This is a genomic window from Sphingobacterium composti, assembly GCF_009829075.1.
In the GTDB taxonomy this organism is placed as follows: Bacteria; Bacteroidota; Bacteroidia; order Sphingobacteriales; family Sphingobacteriaceae; genus Sphingobacterium; species Sphingobacterium composti.
In genome coordinates this window covers 22,386-40,004 of sequence record NZ_WUQZ01000023.1, presented here as the reverse complement: position 1 = coordinate 40,004, position 17,619 = coordinate 22,386, and the positions used below count along the sequence as shown (strand labels likewise).

Annotated in this window: 21 protein-coding genes and 1 pseudogene; 8 read left to right on the top strand and 14 right to left on the bottom strand. The window is 34.6% G+C overall.

What is annotated here, in order from left to right; genetic code table 11:
- Window positions 1-86: 86 nt before the first annotated feature.
- From GOQ17_RS13520 to GOQ17_RS13500, 5 genes and pseudogenes are all read left to right on the top strand, one after another.
- Window positions 87-710: pseudogene (locus GOQ17_RS13520) on the top strand (NAD(P)-dependent oxidoreductase).
- Window positions 711-811: 101 nt separating this feature from the next.
- Window positions 812-1,162: a hypothetical protein gene (locus GOQ17_RS13515; RefSeq protein ID WP_159638195.1), complete on the top strand. Its 351-nt coding sequence runs from the start codon at window positions 812-814 to the stop codon at window positions 1,160-1,162.
- 58 nt (window positions 1,163-1,220) lie between these two features.
- Complete coding sequence (locus GOQ17_RS13510) at window positions 1,221-1,679, top strand: SRPBCC family protein (RefSeq protein WP_159638193.1); 459 nt, start codon at window positions 1,221-1,223, stop codon at window positions 1,677-1,679.
- 76 nt (window positions 1,680-1,755) lie between these two features.
- The gene (locus GOQ17_RS13505) at window positions 1,756-2,565 is read left to right on the top strand and encodes an alpha/beta hydrolase (RefSeq protein WP_159638191.1); all 810 of its coding nucleotides are present in this window, start codon (window positions 1,756-1,758) and stop codon (window positions 2,563-2,565) included.
- Window positions 2,566-2,699: 134 nt separating this feature from the next.
- Window positions 2,700-3,740, top strand: coding sequence for a fatty acid desaturase (locus tag GOQ17_RS13500; RefSeq protein ID WP_159638189.1), 1,041 nt, complete (start codon window positions 2,700-2,702; stop codon window positions 3,738-3,740).
- An 84-nt stretch (window positions 3,741-3,824) separates the two neighbouring features.
- Here the strand turns inward: GOQ17_RS13500 and GOQ17_RS13495 are convergent, their stop codons facing one another.
- Both GOQ17_RS13495 and GOQ17_RS13490 read right to left on the bottom strand, forming a co-directional pair.
- Complete coding sequence (locus GOQ17_RS13495) at window positions 3,825-4,529, bottom strand: LOG family protein (protein ID WP_159638187.1); 705 nt, start codon at window positions 4,527-4,529, stop codon at window positions 3,825-3,827.
- A gap of 82 nt (window positions 4,530-4,611) precedes the next feature.
- The gene (locus GOQ17_RS13490; RefSeq protein ID WP_159638185.1) at window positions 4,612-4,893 is read right to left on the bottom strand and encodes an Rdx family protein; all 282 of its coding nucleotides are present in this window, start codon (window positions 4,891-4,893) and stop codon (window positions 4,612-4,614) included.
- A 92-nt stretch (window positions 4,894-4,985) separates the two neighbouring features.
- Here GOQ17_RS13490 and recR point away from each other — a divergent pair, with 92 nt between their 5' ends.
- Window positions 4,986-5,600 (top strand): recombination mediator RecR, encoded by a 615-nt coding sequence (recR, locus tag GOQ17_RS13485; RefSeq protein ID WP_159638183.1) that lies wholly within the window; start codon window positions 4,986-4,988, stop codon window positions 5,598-5,600.
- A 12-nt stretch (window positions 5,601-5,612) separates the two neighbouring features.
- On the opposite strand, the gene GOQ17_RS13480 is transcribed toward recR, so the two are convergent.
- From GOQ17_RS13480 to GOQ17_RS13470, 3 genes are read right to left on the bottom strand one after another with little or no spacing between them, the layout of a single operon-like run.
- Window positions 5,613-6,818, bottom strand: a complete 1,206-nt coding sequence (locus tag GOQ17_RS13480; RefSeq protein ID WP_159638181.1) for an MDR family MFS transporter — start codon at window positions 6,816-6,818, stop codon at window positions 5,613-5,615.
- A gap of 24 nt (window positions 6,819-6,842) precedes the next feature.
- A complete protein-coding gene (locus GOQ17_RS13475; RefSeq protein WP_159638179.1) occupies window positions 6,843-7,790 on the bottom strand; it encodes a bifunctional metallophosphatase/5'-nucleotidase in 948 nt (315 codons plus the stop codon).
- Window positions 7,765-8,517 (bottom strand): 5'-nucleotidase C-terminal domain-containing protein, encoded by a 753-nt coding sequence (locus GOQ17_RS13470; protein WP_236537152.1) that lies wholly within the window; start codon window positions 8,515-8,517, stop codon window positions 7,765-7,767. Before GOQ17_RS13470 ends, GOQ17_RS13475 begins: the two co-directional genes overlap by 26 nt.
- A 214-nt stretch (window positions 8,518-8,731) precedes the next feature.
- Here GOQ17_RS13470 and metA point away from each other — a divergent pair, with 214 nt between their 5' ends.
- Window positions 8,732-9,679 carry a homoserine O-acetyltransferase MetA gene (metA, locus tag GOQ17_RS13465; RefSeq protein ID WP_159638177.1) on the top strand — a complete coding sequence of 316 codons (948 nt, stop codon included), beginning with the start codon at window positions 8,732-8,734 and terminating at the stop codon, window positions 9,677-9,679.
- A gap of 69 nt (window positions 9,680-9,748) precedes the next feature.
- Here the strand turns inward: metA and idi are convergent, their stop codons facing one another.
- From idi to GOQ17_RS13425, 8 genes are all read right to left on the bottom strand, one after another.
- On the bottom strand, window positions 9,749-10,288 hold the full coding sequence (gene idi, locus GOQ17_RS13460) for an isopentenyl-diphosphate Delta-isomerase (protein ID WP_159638175.1): 540 nt from the start codon (window positions 10,286-10,288) through the stop codon (window positions 9,749-9,751).
- The gene (locus GOQ17_RS13455; RefSeq protein ID WP_159638173.1) at window positions 10,281-10,991 is read right to left on the bottom strand and encodes a lycopene cyclase domain-containing protein; all 711 of its coding nucleotides are present in this window, start codon (window positions 10,989-10,991) and stop codon (window positions 10,281-10,283) included. Before GOQ17_RS13455 ends, idi begins: the two co-directional genes overlap by 8 nt.
- Window positions 10,988-11,440, bottom strand: coding sequence for a sterol desaturase family protein (locus tag GOQ17_RS13450; RefSeq protein ID WP_159638171.1), 453 nt, complete (start codon window positions 11,438-11,440; stop codon window positions 10,988-10,990). Before GOQ17_RS13450 ends, GOQ17_RS13455 begins: the two co-directional genes overlap by 4 nt.
- Window positions 11,437-11,898, bottom strand: coding sequence for a hypothetical protein (locus tag GOQ17_RS13445; RefSeq protein WP_159638169.1), 462 nt, complete (start codon window positions 11,896-11,898; stop codon window positions 11,437-11,439). Before GOQ17_RS13445 ends, GOQ17_RS13450 begins: the two co-directional genes overlap by 4 nt.
- Window positions 11,895-12,731, bottom strand: a complete 837-nt coding sequence (locus GOQ17_RS13440; RefSeq protein ID WP_159638167.1) for a phytoene/squalene synthase family protein — start codon at window positions 12,729-12,731, stop codon at window positions 11,895-11,897. Before GOQ17_RS13440 ends, GOQ17_RS13445 begins: the two co-directional genes overlap by 4 nt.
- 10 nt (window positions 12,732-12,741) lie before the next feature.
- Window positions 12,742-14,223, bottom strand: a complete 1,482-nt coding sequence (gene crtID / locus GOQ17_RS13435; protein ID WP_159638165.1) for a bifunctional phytoene desaturase/3,4-desaturase — start codon at window positions 14,221-14,223, stop codon at window positions 12,742-12,744.
- A 131-nt stretch (window positions 14,224-14,354) separates the two neighbouring features.
- Window positions 14,355-15,026 carry a MarR family winged helix-turn-helix transcriptional regulator gene (locus GOQ17_RS13430; RefSeq protein ID WP_159638163.1) on the bottom strand — a complete coding sequence of 224 codons (672 nt, stop codon included), beginning with the start codon at window positions 15,024-15,026 and terminating at the stop codon, window positions 14,355-14,357.
- 97 nt (window positions 15,027-15,123) lie between these two features.
- Window positions 15,124-16,017, bottom strand: a complete 894-nt coding sequence (locus GOQ17_RS13425; protein WP_159638161.1) for an MORN repeat-containing protein — start codon at window positions 16,015-16,017, stop codon at window positions 15,124-15,126.
- A gap of 503 nt (window positions 16,018-16,520) precedes the next feature.
- On the opposite strand from GOQ17_RS13425, the gene GOQ17_RS13420 reads away from it, so the two are divergent.
- Window positions 16,521-17,045 (top strand): YciE/YciF ferroxidase family protein, encoded by a 525-nt coding sequence (locus GOQ17_RS13420; protein ID WP_159638159.1) that lies wholly within the window; start codon window positions 16,521-16,523, stop codon window positions 17,043-17,045.
- A 162-nt stretch (window positions 17,046-17,207) separates the two neighbouring features.
- On the opposite strand, the gene GOQ17_RS13415 is transcribed toward GOQ17_RS13420, so the two are convergent.
- On the bottom strand, window positions 17,208-17,582 hold the full coding sequence (locus GOQ17_RS13415) for a hypothetical protein (protein WP_159638157.1): 375 nt from the start codon (window positions 17,580-17,582) through the stop codon (window positions 17,208-17,210).
- Window positions 17,583-17,619: the final 37 nt, after the last annotated feature.

Genomic DNA, 17,619 nt, shown 5'->3' with positions numbered 1-17,619 from the left:
GAATATAATATAACTCGAAAAGTAAAAGATATGTTTAATATTGAATAAAAATAAATCTTCAACTTCTACCTATAAAAAACAATCAAATGAAAATAGCAATCTTTGGTTCCACTGGCAAAACGGGAATTGAGCTTGTCAAACAAGCTTTAGAGCATGGTCATGAAGTGACTGTGATGGTACGTGATCCAAAACGATTACCAACTTTTGATAAAGATATATGAGTTTTCTCAGGAGACTTTAATAATCTCGATGCTGTAAAATCTACGATTCAAGGACAAGATGCTGTAGTCTGTACGCTTGGTTCGAGACAATTGTATAAAAACTCTGGACTAAGAACCTTTGGTACGCTTGTAATTATAGAGGCGATGCAAGAAGTAGGTGTGAAGCGATTGGTTGCGGTGTCGTCCATGGGCATTGGGGAGAGTTGGCATACTCTTCCATTATTCACTAAACTGATATTTAAACTTTTTATGCCTGCTGCTCGACAAGATCATGAAGCACAAGAATTGGCTGTCAAAACAAGTAATTTGAACTGGACGATTATTCGACCAAGTGGTTTGATGAATGATCCGAATGTAACCTCATACGAATACGGCAAGCAAATCAAACCAAAGACTTCTCGGATTTCACGCGCTAATGTGGCGAATTTAATCCTTAAAGTTATTGAGTCAAATAGTCATATCCGCGAAGCTATTACAATTTCAAATTAGAGCTAGAGTATTTAAATTACGCTAGCTTTTCTTGTGCTATGGCAAGAGCTTTTACAAAAACTTAGTTTACTTTTACTGCATTACGTTTAAGTTTTTGACCAATGACGAAATCAGAAATAGCACAAGCTTTCTCTCGTGGAGATTTTGAAAAATCTTTTGTGTACATAACTGACCAAACAACTTGGGATACACTAGGAGAGCAAAATCTAACCGGCAGAAAAGAGATTGAATCTTTCTGTACAAATGTAAGAGCCTATTTTGATAGCGTCACCACAAATTTTCTGCAACTAAATGTTATTGAGAACGCCAATTGCGTGGTTATAAATGGTACGGCTGAATTTATTCGTGAGAATAAACGCGTCTCTTTCGTGTCATCCTGCGATATCTACGTATTTGATGCAAATAATAATATCGCAAGCATTACCTCTTATTGTATAGCAGATAAATCTTAAGCACAATAGAAATTAGAAATTATTAAATCGTTTGAATTCTCCTCAAAAATTATAAATCATGCAAAAGTTAACATTTGAAAAAGAAATAAACGCATCGGCACAGCGAGTGTATGAGTCGATGTTGGGCTTACAGGATAAATCTACTTATGAGTATTGGACTGCGACATTTAATCCGACTTCTACGTATGAAGGAAGCTGGGACAAAGGAAGTAAAATTCTATTTGTAGGTTGTGATGAAAACGGAAAAAAAGGAGGGATGGTTTCAGCGGTTGAAGAAAATCAGCCTGCTAAATTGGTATCTGTTCAACATTACGGTTTTGTGGACGGTGATGAGGAGATCACAACAGGGGAACAAGTAGAGAAATGGGCTGGTGGCTATGAGATTTATAAGTTTGAAGAGCAAAACGGGAAAACAATTGTAACAGTAGAATTGGATACGATTGATGATTTCTTAGCCTACTTTAATGATAAATATCCCAAAGCAATGGATAAGCTAAAAGAAATTAGTGAACAATAATTCACAGTTTTAACTAAACAGTAGTGGTTTTTGATTGTGTGTAAAATTTTCTATTTTTAAATTATATACACTAATTATGAAAAACTTGTATTTCATTCTATTTTCAGTTCTGATTTTTGCGAGTAGTAGTAGAAATTCGCCGGCACACGATCCCGTTCCAGCGCATGATAGCCTACGTGTACAGTCAAAAATACTTGGTGAAGAGCGCGTTATAAATGTTTGGCTGCCTGATCAGTATAAGTCAGGTACAGATTCTTTACCAATTATGTATATGGCAGATGGTGGTGTGAAAGAAGATTTTCCACACATTGCCAATACGTTAGAGAAATTGATAAACGAAAATATGATAGCTCCGATGATTTTGGTCGGTATAGAAAATACACAGCGCAGGCGAGACCTCACGCCTGTCACCGTAGTAGCAAAGGATAAGGAAATAGCAGCTAAAGTTGGAGGTTCATCCAAGTTTCGTGATTTTATAAAAGAGGAATTGTTTCCAGAGATTGAAGGTCGATATCGTACTACTTTAGAAAGAAGTATAATTGGGGAGTCCCTATCTGGTTTATTTGTGATGGAAACTTTTTTCCTACATCCAGATTTATTCACGAATTATATTGCCTTTGATCCTTCCTTATGGTGGAATAATCACTTTTTGAACCGCACAGCGCATGAACATTTGGGAGAATTTCCAATCGATAAAAAACGATTGTGGTTTGCCGGCTCAGATGCTGCGGATATAAATCAATATACAAAGGAGTTGGCAGCTATCTTGACATCAAACAGTCCGTCCAATCTAAAATGGACTTACTCGGATGAACCAAATGAAAAGCATCATACGATCTTCAGAGCAACAAAAGAAAAGGCTTTGATTTGGGCATTTGGCGATTAAATTTATATGCAGTGGTATAAATTCAGCCTTGCCTTTTACTTATTGGAGTCAGACAATCTATATTTATGTTACGTTAAGATGAAGATGTTATAAATATATTTAGGTAGTTTTGTATAAGAACAACTACTATTGGGGTGACGCATCAACAGAAAACAAACATCATAAAAAAGGAAATTATAGCTTCTTATAAAGCGTTAAGAGCAAAATATCCTTTATTAAAATATCAGAACTTTATCGGATTCACCATATTCATTTCTTGTCTATTGGCAAGTGCTGGCTTAGGCTATATGTGGTATGTGGATTTACTTCCTGGTTGGGCATTGATACTAGGAAATGCATTTTTATTTGGCGTTTTGCATGAGTTGGAGCATGACTTAATTCATTTTATCTATTTCAAAAACAACCGTATCGTTCACAATATTATGCTGTTGTTTATTTGGTTGGTTCGTCCACTTACATTAAATCCATGGTTTAGACGTGTATTACATTATCATCACCACAAGTTTTCTGGAACAGTACATGATGTGGAAGAACGTGGTGTGACCAATGGAGAGAAATGGTCATTAAAGAGGTTGATGTTCACACCAGATTTGGTTGTTGGAAATGCATTGCGTGTAATCGGCTTATTTAGTGATATGAAAAAGGAAGTTGATAAAGGAAATCTAAAGTTGCAAACAGCTAAGAGGTTGAAATTAAGCGGAGTTTTCGGTTTAATTCCTTTCACGATTCTTTCCCATGTGATTTTATACATATTCTTCACGGATATACTTTTAGATTTCTTACACGATAAATATCAATTGAATTGGGTTTTTCCAGAGTTGATAAAAGATATTTTAGTTTGGTGTAACCCAATCATTTATATTGTATTATTACCTAATCTATTGCGTCAATTCTGTTTGCATTTTATTACTTCCAACCTACATTATTTTGGTGATGTGGAACAAGGAAATGTTATAGAACAAACTCAGGTATTGACAGTGTGGTGGACCTATCCATTCCAATTATTTTGTTTTTTCTTTGGTTGGACACATGCTATTCATCATTTTGTGGTGAATGAGACATTCTATATTCGCCATATTGCACGTAAAAAGGCACACGAGGTAATGCGTAAACATGGTGTACGTTTCAACGATCTTGGAACTTTCCGCCGCGCAAATCGCTATCACGAAGTTTAATTTTAAAACTTTGAGCTGAGAGAGCATAAAAAACGCTTCTAGATAACTAGAAGCATTTTTTATGCAATGAGATTTCCACGAATCTTAGAAGTTTGGTTTTAATAAATACTTGTCGTAGAATCTGAAGATATGCTCTACAGCTTCTTCTGCTGTATCTACGATTCGGTATAGTTTAAGATCTTCTTCAGAAATATAAGCATTTCCAAGCATTGTCTTTTCTACCCATTCTAATAATCCGCCCCAATAATCTGAACCTACCAAGACGATAGGGAAGCGAGCGATTTTTCCAGTTTGTATCAATGTAATCGCTTCAAATAATTCGTCCATTGTACCAAATCCACCTGGCATAACAATATACCCCTGCGAATATTTCATAAACATGACCTTACGCACAAAGAAGTAATTAAATTCTAATAGTTTGTCGCGATCAATGTATTTATTGTGAAATTGCTCGAACGGTAATTCGATATTCAAACCTACAGATTTACCACCTACACCATGGGCTCCGCGGTTGGCAGCCTCCATAATACCAGGTCCGCCACCAGAGATTACACCATAGCCTCTTTCTGCTAATAATCCTGCAATTTTTACGGTCATCTGGTAATATTTATGCTCGTCTGGCGTACGAGCTGATCCAAAGATAGATACACATGGGCCGATTTTGGCTAACTTTTCAAAACCATCAACAAACTCTGACATAATTTTGAAAATCTGCCACGAGTCCTTCACTTTTATTTCTTGCCAAGTCTTATTGGCGAATGAATTTCTAATTCTGTTTTCTCCTGTCATATAATTTATCTAAGTATATGTATAATTGCAAGATAATAAATTTAACTTATTTTACTATATGGTATATTATGCAACTTTTAAATTAAGCTTTGTGATCGGAATGCCCTAAATTTTTATCTGGAGAAATGTGATCGCGGACCATTTGTTTGATAACTTTTATATCCTTAAATCCACCTACGCGTTTGCGGTCAAAAATGATAATATCATCCGTGCGTATGATGTAGCGACCTGCGATTTCTGAAGGCACTAAAGTTACACCATAGACCTCTTCTTGAAAGGTCGTCAGCAGTTCTTGCGCCATATAGGCGGCACGTAAAAGCCAGCCACATTTAGGACAGTATTCGATTTCAATTGTTGGTTTCATTGACGTAATAATACAAATTTTGTTTCATATAAAGCAGTCAATGGCGGTTATCGTGATGTTCATCTGACAGAAAAAATAATTACCTTTGTACCATGAATTTTTCATCTAAACTATTAGAAAATGCTGTGGAGGAGTTTGGTCGTCTACCTGGAGTAGGGAAGAAGACAGCTTTACGTTTGGTATTGCATCTATTGAAGCAACAGGACGCAGAAGTAACTCGTTTTACCCAGTCATTGAATCTATTAAAAGAGAAAATTCAATATTGCAAGGAGTGCTATAATATCTCCGATGATGAGGTATGTGAAATTTGCCTTTCTGTGAAGCGTGATAAATCTACGATTTGTGTGGTGGAAGATACGCGAGATGTGATGGCCATTGAAAATACCAATCAATATCAAGGTGTATACCATGTTTTGGGAGGATTGATCTCTCCGATGGATGGTGTAGGACCTTCGGATTTGAAAATAGAAGGTTTGTTGCAACGTTTAAAAGCAGGTGAAGTTAAAGAGATCATATTGGCACTTTCTGCAACGATGGAAGGGGATACGACAATCTTTTATCTCTACCGTAAACTTAAAGAATTTAATGTACAAGTGAGTACTATTGCACGTGGTATCGCTTTCGGTGGTGAATTGGAATATGTAGACGAAATAACATTGGGTCGTTCTATTTTAACACGTGTGCCTTACGAACGCAATGTAGGGTAATAACTTGTTAAGCTATATCTTCATTCTACCAATAATCCAATAAAATCCTATTGCGGCTGTAAGTAGAGTCGTACCTGCAACTGTCCATAGTACATTATACCCAAAATGTTCTGCTAGATATGTTCCAAAGTATGGTGAAAATATATTCGCTGCTGCAAATGCTAAGGAATTAAAACCCATGTAAGCACCTTGATTATTTAAACCAGCTCTTTTTATGGATATGGTTGCCATAAATGGCAAGGCAAGCATTTCTCCTGTGGAAAGTATAAACATAGCCATATAAAGCCAAACAATGCCAAAATCAAGATTGAGCATATAATAGGAGATAGCTGTCACTACGGTACCCCAAAACATGATTTGACGTACAGAGAACCTATGTTCTACAAAGTGAACCAATACCATTTCAAATATTACAATCACAAAACCACTAAAGCCAAGCAATAAACCAATTTGCCCTGCATCTAAAGCATATGCATCCTTGTAAAATAGGGGTAGTGTGCTTAATAATTGTAGAAATCCCATCGAAAAGAGGCAACATAGGATATTAAATAGCACAAAAGAACCATCTGTATAAGCATTTCGCTCTTTGGTTTTTGGTTTTGAATTTTCTTCTTTAAGGGGTAATTTGTTGGGTGTTCGATTTCGAAAGAAATATATAAAAACAATAACTGCAACTCCTGCGCCAATAGCATTTCCATAAAAAATCCAATTGTACGAAATTGATGCAAGGAAACCTCCCAAGGCAGGGCCTATTGAAAATCCTAGATTTACGGCCATACGATTCAAAGAATAGGCACGTGTGATGTTTTCAGGTTTTGCATATCTTGCAACTGAAACTGAGTTCGCTGGTCGAAAGATATCTGCTACTAATGTCAATAGAAATATCATCACAGCTAGACTCTCGAAAGTTCGAAATGCAGGTAGTATTAGAAATAACGGGATAACGGCAATTTGGGAAAAAGCTTGTACTTTAAAACTGCCAAATCTATCAGTAAGCCATCCACCTAGCCAAGAACCACAAACCGAACCTAATCCAAAACATCCCAATACTAAACCGATTTGTGTTTTGGAGAAATTCAATTCAGATGACATATACATTCCTAAAAAAGGAATAACCATAGATCCCGTACGGTTGATGAGCATGACTAATGCCAATAACCAAGCAGCGGGAGATAATCCTTTATATGAATTTATATATATCTGAAATATAGACTTCAATGTTTGTTTATATTAATTTTTTATTTATACTAAATCTTGATTCAGAATATAATTATTATAAGCTACTTTCCTTTCCTTAGTAATTGGATTGAAGATAAAATCAATACGTCCTAATACAGCTCCGCCATTTGCAGCTTGATTCACTAAGGTGATTTTTCCCGCAGCATTTTGTACTTCTGTGGGCTTTTCTAAGAAAGTATGTGTATGTCCACCAATTATTAAATCAATATCCTGAGTTGCTGCAGCAAGACGTAAATCAGAAACTTTATCTTCTTTGTAAGAATAGCCTAAGTGCGAAAGACAAATAACAATATCACATTTGTGTTTGCTCTTTAACGTAGGGACAATTTTTTTTGCTACAGCTATTGGATCCAAATAGCGCATTCCAGCGTAATTATTCTTATCAACTAAGCCTTCTATATTTACGCCTAACCCAAAAACTCCAATTCTGATTCCATCACGCTCAAAAATTTCATATTCTTTGGTTTTGCCTACTAAAGAAGTTTCACTAAAGTCATAGTTGGCTGTCAAGAAAGGAAATTTAGCTTTATCAAAATGTTTCAGAAGTCCAGTTATTCCGTTGTCAAATTCGTGATTTCCAAAAGTCCCGGCATCGTATTTTAATTTGGACATCAACGTCAATTCCACTTCACCATCAAAAAGATTGAAGTAAGGCGTGCCTTGAAACATATCGCCAGCATCAAATAACAATACGTTCTTTTCTTTAGCACGTATTTGCTGTATTAAAGTACTTCTTCGCGCAACTCCTCCCAACCCTTGTAATCTTGATCCATCCATAGGAAAGGGCTCAACGCGACTATGTACATCGTTAGTATGTAAGATCGTTATTTTGACTTCTTTGCGAGGTTTTGCTTGAACAATTTCAGGAAGTCCATTTACAGCAAAAGCTCCACTTAATAAACTTAGATTTCTAAGAAAATTTCTTCTATTTAATGATTTTAACTCTTCCATCTAATTGTGTATTGATAGTTATTCCTGCTTTAGTTAATTGCTCTACATAATCGATCAGACCCTTACGTACAATAATACCTGTATCGTTTCTTTTGAGTGGGTGATCTAAACCTTCGATGTAATCACCACCATTTGCTAAATAATCGTAAGTAACGATTTTATAAGTTTTGTTAATATCAAATGGTTCATTTTGAATTACAATTGATTTTGGTTTGTTATCCTCTATTTCCATAGTCATACCAGCTAGAGGTTGACCATTCGTTTTAGCTATGAAATTTGCTAAAGTTTGTAAATCATTACCTGACAATTCCAGAATTGTAATAGCATTTTCAAACGGCATAAGCTCAAAAATATTTCCGACAGTAATATTTCCTTGTTTGATATCTGCACGAATGCCAAATTTGGTAGCTAATGCAATTTGCGCTGTAGGGTCAATTGATTTTCCGATTTCTAGTAAGCCTTCTGCGAAGAAAGTTCCAGCCGTGCTTTCTGGTTGTGATGGGTTACGCATAAGGTTGGTCTCTGAATAACCGATCACACGGTTCATTTCATTTTCCAATTGTTTTTTGAATGGTAAATAGTAATTAACAATGGCTGTATCTTCAGCAATAGTATTGTCAATTTTATAGGTGTGCGTTTCTTTTTGTAGCGTCAAAAGTGGTGTGCTACAGTTTGTTAATGTCAAAACAGCAACAAGTAATGCAAATATCTTTGTGTAAGAGCGCATAGTGGTAGAATTACTTTAGTGCGAAGCTAAGAAGAAAGTATGGATAAGCAAATTAACTTTATGTAAAATTTTAAAGTTTACTGAAAATCAAATTTTTAAAAAAGTATCTTCTTATTTTTAATAAACAAACTTTAAGTCGTAATTTGGCGACTTATTTCTTAAGCGTATTGATTAAGCGCTAAAAGACCTAAACAGGAGGAGAATTAGATATATTATGCCAGTAAAGATACCCGATAATTTGCCAGCGATAGAACTGTTGAAACAGGAAAATATTTTCGTAATGAGTAGTTTGCGTGCCAACGAGCAAGATATTAGACCCTTGCGTTTACTTGTTTTGAATCTCATGCCTTTAAAGATTTCTACGGAAACTGATTTTATTCGATTGCTTTCAAATAATCCTTTGCAGGTGGAGATGGAGTTTCTTCGTCTAGAAACTCATGTTTCCAAAAATACACCACAAGAGCATTTGGAAATGTTCTATAAGAACTTTGATGAGGTGTCTGAACAATTTTACGATGGGCTTATCGTGACAGGCGCACCAGTAGAGATGCTACCTTTCGAAGAGGTAAACTATTGGAAGGAATTAACAAAAATTTTCAATTGGGCACGGACCCACGTTACTTCGTCCTTATATATTTGTTGGGCTTCGCAAGCTGCGTTGTACCATTTTTATGGTGTAGAAAAAGTTCCTTTGGATAATAAGCTTTTCGGTGTATTTCAACATACTGCTTCAGATAAAAAGCATCCTTTGTTTCGTGGTTTTGATGATGAGTTTTTTATTCCACACAGCAGACATACTACTATAGAACGAGAAGATGTACAAACAAAGAGTGGTTTGCGAATTCTATCAGAATCTCCAGATGCAGGAATTGCTATTTTAAGCTCACGAGGTGGTCGTGAATTTTATTTAACTGGTCATTCGGAATATAATCCATATACCTTGCACGAGGAATATACACGAGATGTAGAGAAAGGAGCTGATATCGCTGTGCCTCAAAATTACTATAGAAATGATGATCCAACTCAAGAACCTGTGGTGCGATGGACAAGTCATGCAAATTTGTTGTTTAATAATTGGCTTAATTATTTCGTTTATCAAGAAACTCCTTTTGATCTTCGAGATTTACCTAAAATGGGAGATATTCAAGATCATACTGGATAAAAGATTATAGTTACTATATAAAACAAGGAGGGCATTTAATTATCAATGCCTTCCTTGTTTTCCTATTATTTAAATTGTCTCAATGTTTTGTTGCATATGACCCTTGACTCTGTGCCAAACATCTTTAAACCAATAGGTGAAGTGTTCCGGAGATTCATTCATCCATGCTTCTAATTCGTTAGCACCCATCCATTTAAAATCTTTTACTTCCTCTGGATTTGGACTTGGATTATTATTTGATATTCCGAATAATACAACATCTAATTCATGCTCTATTAGATTGTTTTCTACTTTAGCGTGGTAAATAAAAGAAAATAAAATGTCAAGATCAGCTTTCATATTCATTTCAAAAGCCAATCTATCTTTAGCTGCGACTAGCGTACTTTCTCCTTGCTGTTGATGTGAACAACATGTATTAGTCCACAAATTGGCACCATGATATTTATGAGCTGCCCTTTGTTGAAGTAAGAGTTCACCATTTTCATTGAATATAAAAATAGAAAAAGCACGATGTAAGACACCTTTAACATGGGCTTCCTGCTTTTCCATTATTCCTAATTCGTTGTTGTATTGGTCAACTAAAACGACATGATTTCTTTCTTTATTCATTTGCAGCTGATTTATGTTCAATTATAGTAGAAAATTTTTTGAAAAAATACAGGTTCCAAAGAATCATCACATAGCCATACACAGCATCTTCGATTGGTATAGTGCCAATGCGGATATTCATAAATTCTTGTGGATTGTAATTAACTATTGGTGATTCTAAGCCGGTTCCAGTGAGTACACCATTTACAGGTAAAAATCCAAGCATTAATATTGTATATACTAGAGATGCTTCACCAATCCACTCTTGTTTATCAATGAAATGTAAATAGAGTATTGATCCGATAGTCACTAAAGCTGTGACAAAAGTATAAAGTCTATCATTGTAACTTAGGGCTACTACAGCGCAGACAATGATTGTGACAAATGCAATTATATTATTAAAGCCATTCGCCCAGTCTAAATTAAAAAATTTAGTAAGACAAAAGTAGGTGAATGTACAGCTAAAAGGTATACAAATGAAGAACAGACACTCTTCTAAAGGCAATCCTAGTAAACTGATACCAAGCGTATAATCAGTATTAAACCACCAAACTCCACGAGCTGTAAAAATAGCATCCCAAATTATAAAAGGAATCGCCACCACAATACTAGCCAATATAAAAGGCTTAAAATAACGATTAAACCGTATGCGTTTATCAAATGAAAAGATAAAGCATATGATTATTGTTAAAAAATTAATAAGTATATAGGTTAAGGATATCATGATTTCTTAAAATAGATTTTAAAATACTTTATAGGTACAAATAAGAATCCAAAGCATTCGCCTTCTTCTTTGCCTACATGTTTGTGGTGTTGTTTGTGTGCTCGACGGATTGCTAATAGGTAAGGAGAGTTTGTGTCTCTCAATAATTTTATCCGTTGGTGTATAAAAATGTCATGTACAAAGAAATAAGCAATCCCATATAAAGTAATTCCTAAGCCAATAAAAAATTGGTAGCTCAAACCATTTACAGTCCCGAAATAGAATAAAGCAATCGCAGGTATAGAGAATATAAAGAAGAAATAATCGTTTTTTTCGAAAACTCCCTCATGAGAATGATCATGATGATCTTTATGTAATGCCCATAAAAATCCATGCATGACATACTTATGCATAAACCAAGTAATTGGTTCCATACATACAAAAGTCAAAATTAGAATTAATACGTTCATATTTTCGATGCTTTAAGCTTAACTAATGTTATAATATCAGCCTGTAATGGAGCTGATGCGTTTCTATACTTTTCCTGTAAAAACGCTTTATCTTCATTCAAATTATCCTTGTAACCTAAGAAAGAAGGAATAGAAATTTGGATGGCATACCTGATGTAACGTAGTTCAATGTCAGTGGGAGCAGCATCAATTGCTTTTTCCAATAACTTCTTACCATTTCGGAAGGAACTTAGTTTCTGAATTGGGCTGATTTGATGATTCGCTTTAATCATTGTATAGGCGCCTAAGTATCCTATTTCTTTATTATTATTTTCTTTCTGCTCTAGCGCTTCAAGCATAGTATAACATACTTTTTTATTATTTGGTGCTATAGCAAGGTTTTTTCTCAAAAGATTAAAATCATGTGCTTTAGCTCCTAAACTTAAAAAAGAGAGTAATAGAGCAACTAAAATTCTCATATTCGATCCAATTTTAAGTTAAGATAGCTCTCCATCATCAAATACATTTTTTCGGTATTGGGTACGCTTGTACGTTTTTGCAAAATATCATCACTGGATTTCATTCTTATTTTCTTGAACAAAGACCAATAATATCTATAAGCAAGATAAACACCAAATTTGGAGGAATTAGGTAATATTTTAATTCCTACCAATGATTCTTTAAATTCCCCTTCAATTTCATGCTCTATAATTTGCTTTGTTTCATCATTGAATGCCATAAAATCTAAATTAGGAAAATAAAATCTTCCTAATGTGTAATAGTCGTCTTTCAAATCACGCAAAAAGTTAATCTTTTGAAAAGCACTTCCTAGTTTCATAGCATAAGGCTTCAGTTCTTCGTACCTTTTTAAATCACCTTCAACAAATACATGCAAACACATCAGACCAACTACTTCAGCAGATCCTAAGATGTATTCATCGTAATTAGCTTTGGTATAAATGACTTTATCTAAGTCCATAGACATGCTATGCAAAAACTGATCGATTAGCTGTTTGTCTATTTTATATTGATGTACAGTTTCTTGAAAAGATTGTATGATTGGATTTATGGAAATTTTATTAACAAGTGCTTCATCCGTCTCCTTTATCAGTTGATTAAGTAACGTAGATTGATCGTATCCATGAAAGCTATCCACGATCTCATCTGCAAGACGAACAAAACCATAAATGGCATAGATTGCAGGACGAAGTTTTGGGTCTAATGCTTTGATACCCAAAGAAAAAGATGTGCTGTAGGTTTGTGTAGTGCATTTACTGATTTTGTACGCTAGTTGATCATAAAGTGTTTTCATAGCTTAGTTTTTATATTTCGTTTGCAACTATTTTACCTGAAATGATGGAAGGAGGGACCCCAGGGCCAGGAACTGTTAATTGTCCGGTATAATGTAGGTTCTTTATCTTTTTATTTCGGATAGCTGGTTTGAAGATAGCAGTTTGTTTCAAAGTATTAGCAAGTCCATATGCATTTCCACCATAAGCATTATAGTCGAGCTTGAAATCATTGACACAATAGCTTTTTTTATAAACAATACGTTTGTTTAGATAAGAAGTACCCGTATGCTTTTCGATGCGTGCAATCATTTCTTTAAAGTACTTTTCTCTTGTTGCTTCATCATCAGCAATGTCATTAGCTACTGGCATCAGCAAAAATAAATTCTCGTCTTCTTCTGGTGCGACACTAGGATCTGTTTTCGATGGGCAACACACATAAAATAATGGATTTTCAGGCCATCTTTTGTATGTGTAAATATCATCTATATGTGCATCAAGTTCATTTTCAAAAAATAAGGTATGGTGCTTTAGATTTTCCACCTTGCCTTTCACCCCTAAATAAAAAATCAAGCAGGAAGGAGCAAAGGTTCTAGTTTTCCAGTATTTATCAGTGTAATTTCTGTCGTTTTCGGATAGCAGTTTTTCTGTATGATGATAGTCTATCGAACTGATTATTTCATCAAAAAAATCACTTTTTCCATTTATGTTGATTGTTTGTGCTCGATTCCCCAAAGTTTCTATAGCACTTATTTCTGCATTAAAATGAAACTTAACTCCCAAACTTTCAGCTACATTTTGCATAGCTTTGATCACTTCATAAAATCCACCCATAGGATACCAAGTGCCCAATGCGTATCCACCATAATTCATCATACTATATAATGCAGGGATATTGGAGGGTGCAGCCCCTAAAAAAATGACAGGAAATTCCATAATCATTTTGAGATAAGGATTTTTAAAAAATTTACTTACATAAGTATCAAAATTGCTTAGTATGTCTAATTTGGTCGCGTTCTTTAAAATTTCTAAAGATGCAAATTCTGTCCAACTGTGACATGGTTTAAGTATGAATTGCTTCATGCCAACTTCATACTTGTTTTTGGCAGCAAGCATAAATCCGTCTAGCCTTTGACCAGCTCCTGGTTCATATTTCTCAAAAAGAGTTTTTAAATCCTCGTATCGCTCTGGAATTTGAACTTTATCAGTGTCAAAGATTATTTCAAACTGTGGATTAAGTGACTTCAATGAGTAAAAATCACTTGTTGTATATCCAAAATCTTTGAAAAAATCTTCAAAAACATCCGGCATCCAATACCAACTAGGCCCCATATCGAAAGTAAAGCCACTTTCGGTTGTAAATTGTCTTGCCCGACCTCCTGCAATCGCGTGTTTTTCATATACATGAACCTCATATCCTTTTTTTGCCGCGTAACATGCCGCTGAAAGACCAGAAAATCCTGCACCTAATATTGCGACTTTTTTATTTGATCTATTTATCGTGAGTGAGTTCATTGGTATTTATAAAAACTTAAAATTTTTATAAAAGTATATAATTATACCATTATAAGCAAGGCATTGTATAATATAAACCAATTATTTTAAAAAAGGTTTTGATTGTTATACAATAAATTGTTGATAATAAATTATTTCGGATTTTGTGCTATGGTATAACTATCGTACGCGTCCTGTAGAAGTTTATCCGGGTTGAGATTTTTATTATATATTTTTTGATGGAACTTATCCATTTTCGTAAGAATGCGAGCTAATTCTATCTTTTCCTTTTCAGTTAAGTCTGCTGTAACTATTTTAGTCGCTTTGCGTATATCGTCCATTTTGGAATTTAAATACGATTTGCCTTCCGCTGTGAGCTCTAATATCTTACTGCGTTTATCTTTTGTAGAATTAATTTGAACAATCCATCCACATTTTATTAATCTATTTATGATTTGAATGCCAGATGGCTTATCCATTTTATTGCGACGAATCAATTCCATTTTGGACATGGATCCAAAAGAATTGAGTGTTATCAAGTAAATAAATTCTTCTTGAGTTGAAAACTCCGAGTTGTGAATAGCGGATTTGGAATAACTTTTTGCGTATTTACTCATGTGAACCAATAAGGTGCTGATGAGACTTTCTACCGATCGACCATTTATTTTTCCTTCCCATTCCATTTCTGGTTGGTTAAAATTTTGTTTCGTGTCATTAATCCATTGGCAAAATCCATCCACATTGGCAGGGTATATGCCGTAATTATTGGAACTTTCAAAGTTCTCTAACAAGTCAACTATATCGTGTAGTAAAATGTAATTCATGTAAAATAAAAGTACAAATATATACCAAATTTCAAGTTTTAATCATTCGTAATAAAAAAATGTAATTTTTAAGATCTATTTTAGAATCGTAATAGAATTAATTTGGTGAAGTTTGAGCTTTAGCTGTTTGCGTCGCGGTTGATTTTTTCTGCAAAACGTCATTAATATAGTGGCCTTCTTGAATTGTTCCGTTGGCTAATATTAGCTTGCCAAATCCACTCCTCTGACCGTTTTCAAATGTTCCAATAAATTTTTCTCCATCTGACCAAGTAAACGTTCCCTGCCCGTGAAAATTATCATTTAGCCACTCACCAGTATAAGAACTACCGTCTATAAATTTTTTAATGCCTTGTCCTGTTTGCTTATTTGATGCCCAATTACCTTGGTATATATTGCCATTTGCCCAATAAAATGTACCATGCCCTGTACGTTCATCATTGATGAAGTTGCCAATATATTTGTCTCCTGTATACCAAGTGAATGTGCCCTCACCATGCTGGACTCCTTCCAGCCAGTATCCTTCATACTTGTTGCCATTTGGCCAGTCATAGATACCATAACCCGTTTGAAAACCATTGAAATATGAGCCTGTATATTGCTCACCATTGATCCATTTGTGCGTGCCTTGTCCGTGTTGCTTTCCATTTTTCCACTCACCATGGTATTTGTTGCCATTAGGCCATGTATATTCACCTACGCCACTTCTATTGCTGTGTTCAAAATCGCCCACATAAATACTGCCATTTTTCCATTTAAATGTTCCTTTACCATGAAAGTCATTATCTTTCCATTCTCCTTCATATTCTCCATCGAATTCTCCATCAAGATAAAATGTAGCTTTGCCCAAGCCATTAGCTTTACCATTTTTTATCTTTCCATTATAATCAGCGGTAATGTTTGGATTTGATTTTAATGTGAATTTGATCTTATCCTTTCCATGCACAATTGATGTGATCAGTAAGGTTAATATAATGACAACTAAATTTTTCATATTCGTAGTGTAGATAATCAAATCGATTGAATTATAATAAAATTTAGTTAATTAATACGTAAATTACCTAAAAATTCATCGATTATTTTATATTAAAGCAAATGTAAATAAAAATTTTTATTTGTAGTCGATCGTCTACAAATTAAATGCTAAAAATTTTTATAACGATTTAATTTTTTGCAAAGTGTTGATACAGTAGGTTTTATTTATTCGGTTTAATTTTTTTTATGTGTAGTGATTGTCGTGATTTTTTAATCGCTAAAATCTTTGTTTCAAACGCTTGTTTTTTTATAGATTAAATATTTTTCTTTTTGTTGTTTTGTTTTTCTAAATGGAACATATTAATCTATTGATTTCACATTTTCATTTTTTGAATGGATGATTGTTGCTATTTACAGGATTTTATACGGTAGCTAGGCCAATTAATACTTATAATTTATTTTCTATCAACTATAAGGACTTGCGAAGGTTAATACCATAACACTATTAAAAATTTAACTATTATGGCAACATCAAAACAACAAGAAGGTATGAAAAATGCACATTTACATGAATTATTGGTCGATGGTTTAAAGGATATGTTAGGTGCAGAACGTCAATTATTAAAAGGTCTTAAAAAAATGGTTACAGCCGCACAAAGCGAAACACTAAAGGACGCTTTTCAAACGCATTATCAACAGACCGAAAATCAAATAGAGCGACTGAAAGAAGTTTTTAGCGATTTGAATATTACAGCAAGAGGCAAAAAATGTAAAGCAATGGAGGGATTGTTAGAAGAGGCGGATGAGATCGCAGAAGAGTTTGCAGACAGCCCCGAAGTACTAGATGCAGCTTTGATTACTGCTGCACAAAAAGTTGAACATTACGAAATTGCTTCTTATGGTTGTTTGGTGACATTTGCATCGCTCATGGAGCACAATAATGCTGCGGAGATTTTACAAGAAATTTTGGCTGAAGAAAAGGAAACAGATGAGTTGTTGACAAAAATTGCTATGGGAGAAGCAAATGTTGCTGCTGGCGCAGAATAATCATACTTAAAGTCGCACAAGTTTAAAGAATAAAAGCAGCGTAAGTTTATACGCTGCTTTTTTGGTGAAAATGCACTTCAATACTATTTCAGGCTACAAAAATAGCGCAGTCAACTTGACTACGCTATAATTTATAGGGATAGAATTTATTGACCGTCGGTATTAAAGAATTTCATCAGATGGACGCTCATCTTTTTTTATTTCATCATCTTCAGAGGGTTCAATGTCAAAGTCATCTATCTCTTCGTCTGGTTCAATTTCATCGATGTCGGGAACAGGTTCTTCCATAGGAATTTCTTCAAGATCTTCGTCACCTTGTCTTTCTTCATACTCTTCTGGATCGGGCATATTTTCTTCTTCGCCTGCCGGAAGGATTTCATCTATCGCATCTCCTGGCTCGATCAAGTTTTCCTCGTCTTCCAATCCTTTGTTACCGTCAAGATTACTCTCTTCTGGTCTGCCAGGATAATCGCCTTCGATCATGATACATACAATAGGACCTAGTCTTTTTGTAGTGGATAGTTTATTAGTTTCCATAGTTTTTAAGAATGTAATGTTAATTAAGAACCAGTAG

Bases quoted from the DNA above. Each gene is read 5' to 3' on its own strand.
- GOQ17_RS13425 (WP_159638161.1), bottom strand. From the start codon at position 16,017: ATGAAAAATTTAGTTGTCATTATATTAACCTTACTGATCACATCAATT.
- GOQ17_RS13420 (WP_159638159.1), top strand. From the start codon at position 16,521: ATGGCAACATCAAAACAACAAGAAGGTATGAAAAATGCACATTTACAT.
- GOQ17_RS13445 (WP_159638169.1), bottom strand. From the start codon at position 11,898: ATGAGAATTTTAGTTGCTCTATTACTCTCTTTTTTAAGTTTAGGAGCT.
- GOQ17_RS13510 (WP_159638193.1), top strand. From the start codon at position 1,221: ATGCAAAAGTTAACATTTGAAAAAGAAATAAACGCATCGGCACAGCGA.
- GOQ17_RS13515 (WP_159638195.1), top strand. From the start codon at position 812: ATGACGAAATCAGAAATAGCACAAGCTTTCTCTCGTGGAGATTTTGAA.
- GOQ17_RS13490 (WP_159638185.1), bottom strand. From the start codon at position 4,893: ATGAAACCAACAATTGAAATCGAATACTGTCCTAAATGTGGCTGGCTT.
- GOQ17_RS13450 (WP_159638171.1), bottom strand. From the start codon at position 11,440: ATGAACGTATTAATTCTAATTTTGACTTTTGTATGTATGGAACCAATT.
- crtID (WP_159638165.1), bottom strand. From the start codon at position 14,223: ATGAACTCACTCACGATAAATAGATCAAATAAAAAAGTCGCAATATTA.
- GOQ17_RS13455 (WP_159638173.1), bottom strand. From the start codon at position 10,991: ATGATATCCTTAACCTATATACTTATTAATTTTTTAACAATAATCATA.
- GOQ17_RS13440 (WP_159638167.1), bottom strand. From the start codon at position 12,731: ATGAAAACACTTTATGATCAACTAGCGTACAAAATCAGTAAATGCACT.
- GOQ17_RS13505 (WP_159638191.1), top strand. From the start codon at position 1,756: ATGAAAAACTTGTATTTCATTCTATTTTCAGTTCTGATTTTTGCGAGT.
- GOQ17_RS13495 (WP_159638187.1), bottom strand. From the start codon at position 4,529: ATGACAGGAGAAAACAGAATTAGAAATTCATTCGCCAATAAGACTTGG.
- GOQ17_RS13470 (WP_236537152.1), bottom strand. From the start codon at position 8,517: ATGCGCTCTTACACAAAGATATTTGCATTACTTGTTGCTGTTTTGACA.
- recR (WP_159638183.1), top strand. From the start codon at position 4,986: ATGAATTTTTCATCTAAACTATTAGAAAATGCTGTGGAGGAGTTTGGT.
- GOQ17_RS13430 (WP_159638163.1), bottom strand. From the start codon at position 15,026: ATGAATTACATTTTACTACACGATATAGTTGACTTGTTAGAGAACTTT.
- GOQ17_RS13475 (WP_159638179.1), bottom strand. From the start codon at position 7,790: ATGGAAGAGTTAAAATCATTAAATAGAAGAAATTTTCTTAGAAATCTA.
- idi (WP_159638175.1), bottom strand. From the start codon at position 10,288: ATGAATAAAGAAAGAAATCATGTCGTTTTAGTTGACCAATACAACAAC.
- GOQ17_RS13415 (WP_159638157.1), bottom strand. From the start codon at position 17,582: ATGGAAACTAATAAACTATCCACTACAAAAAGACTAGGTCCTATTGTA.
- metA (WP_159638177.1), top strand. From the start codon at position 8,732: ATGCCAGTAAAGATACCCGATAATTTGCCAGCGATAGAACTGTTGAAA.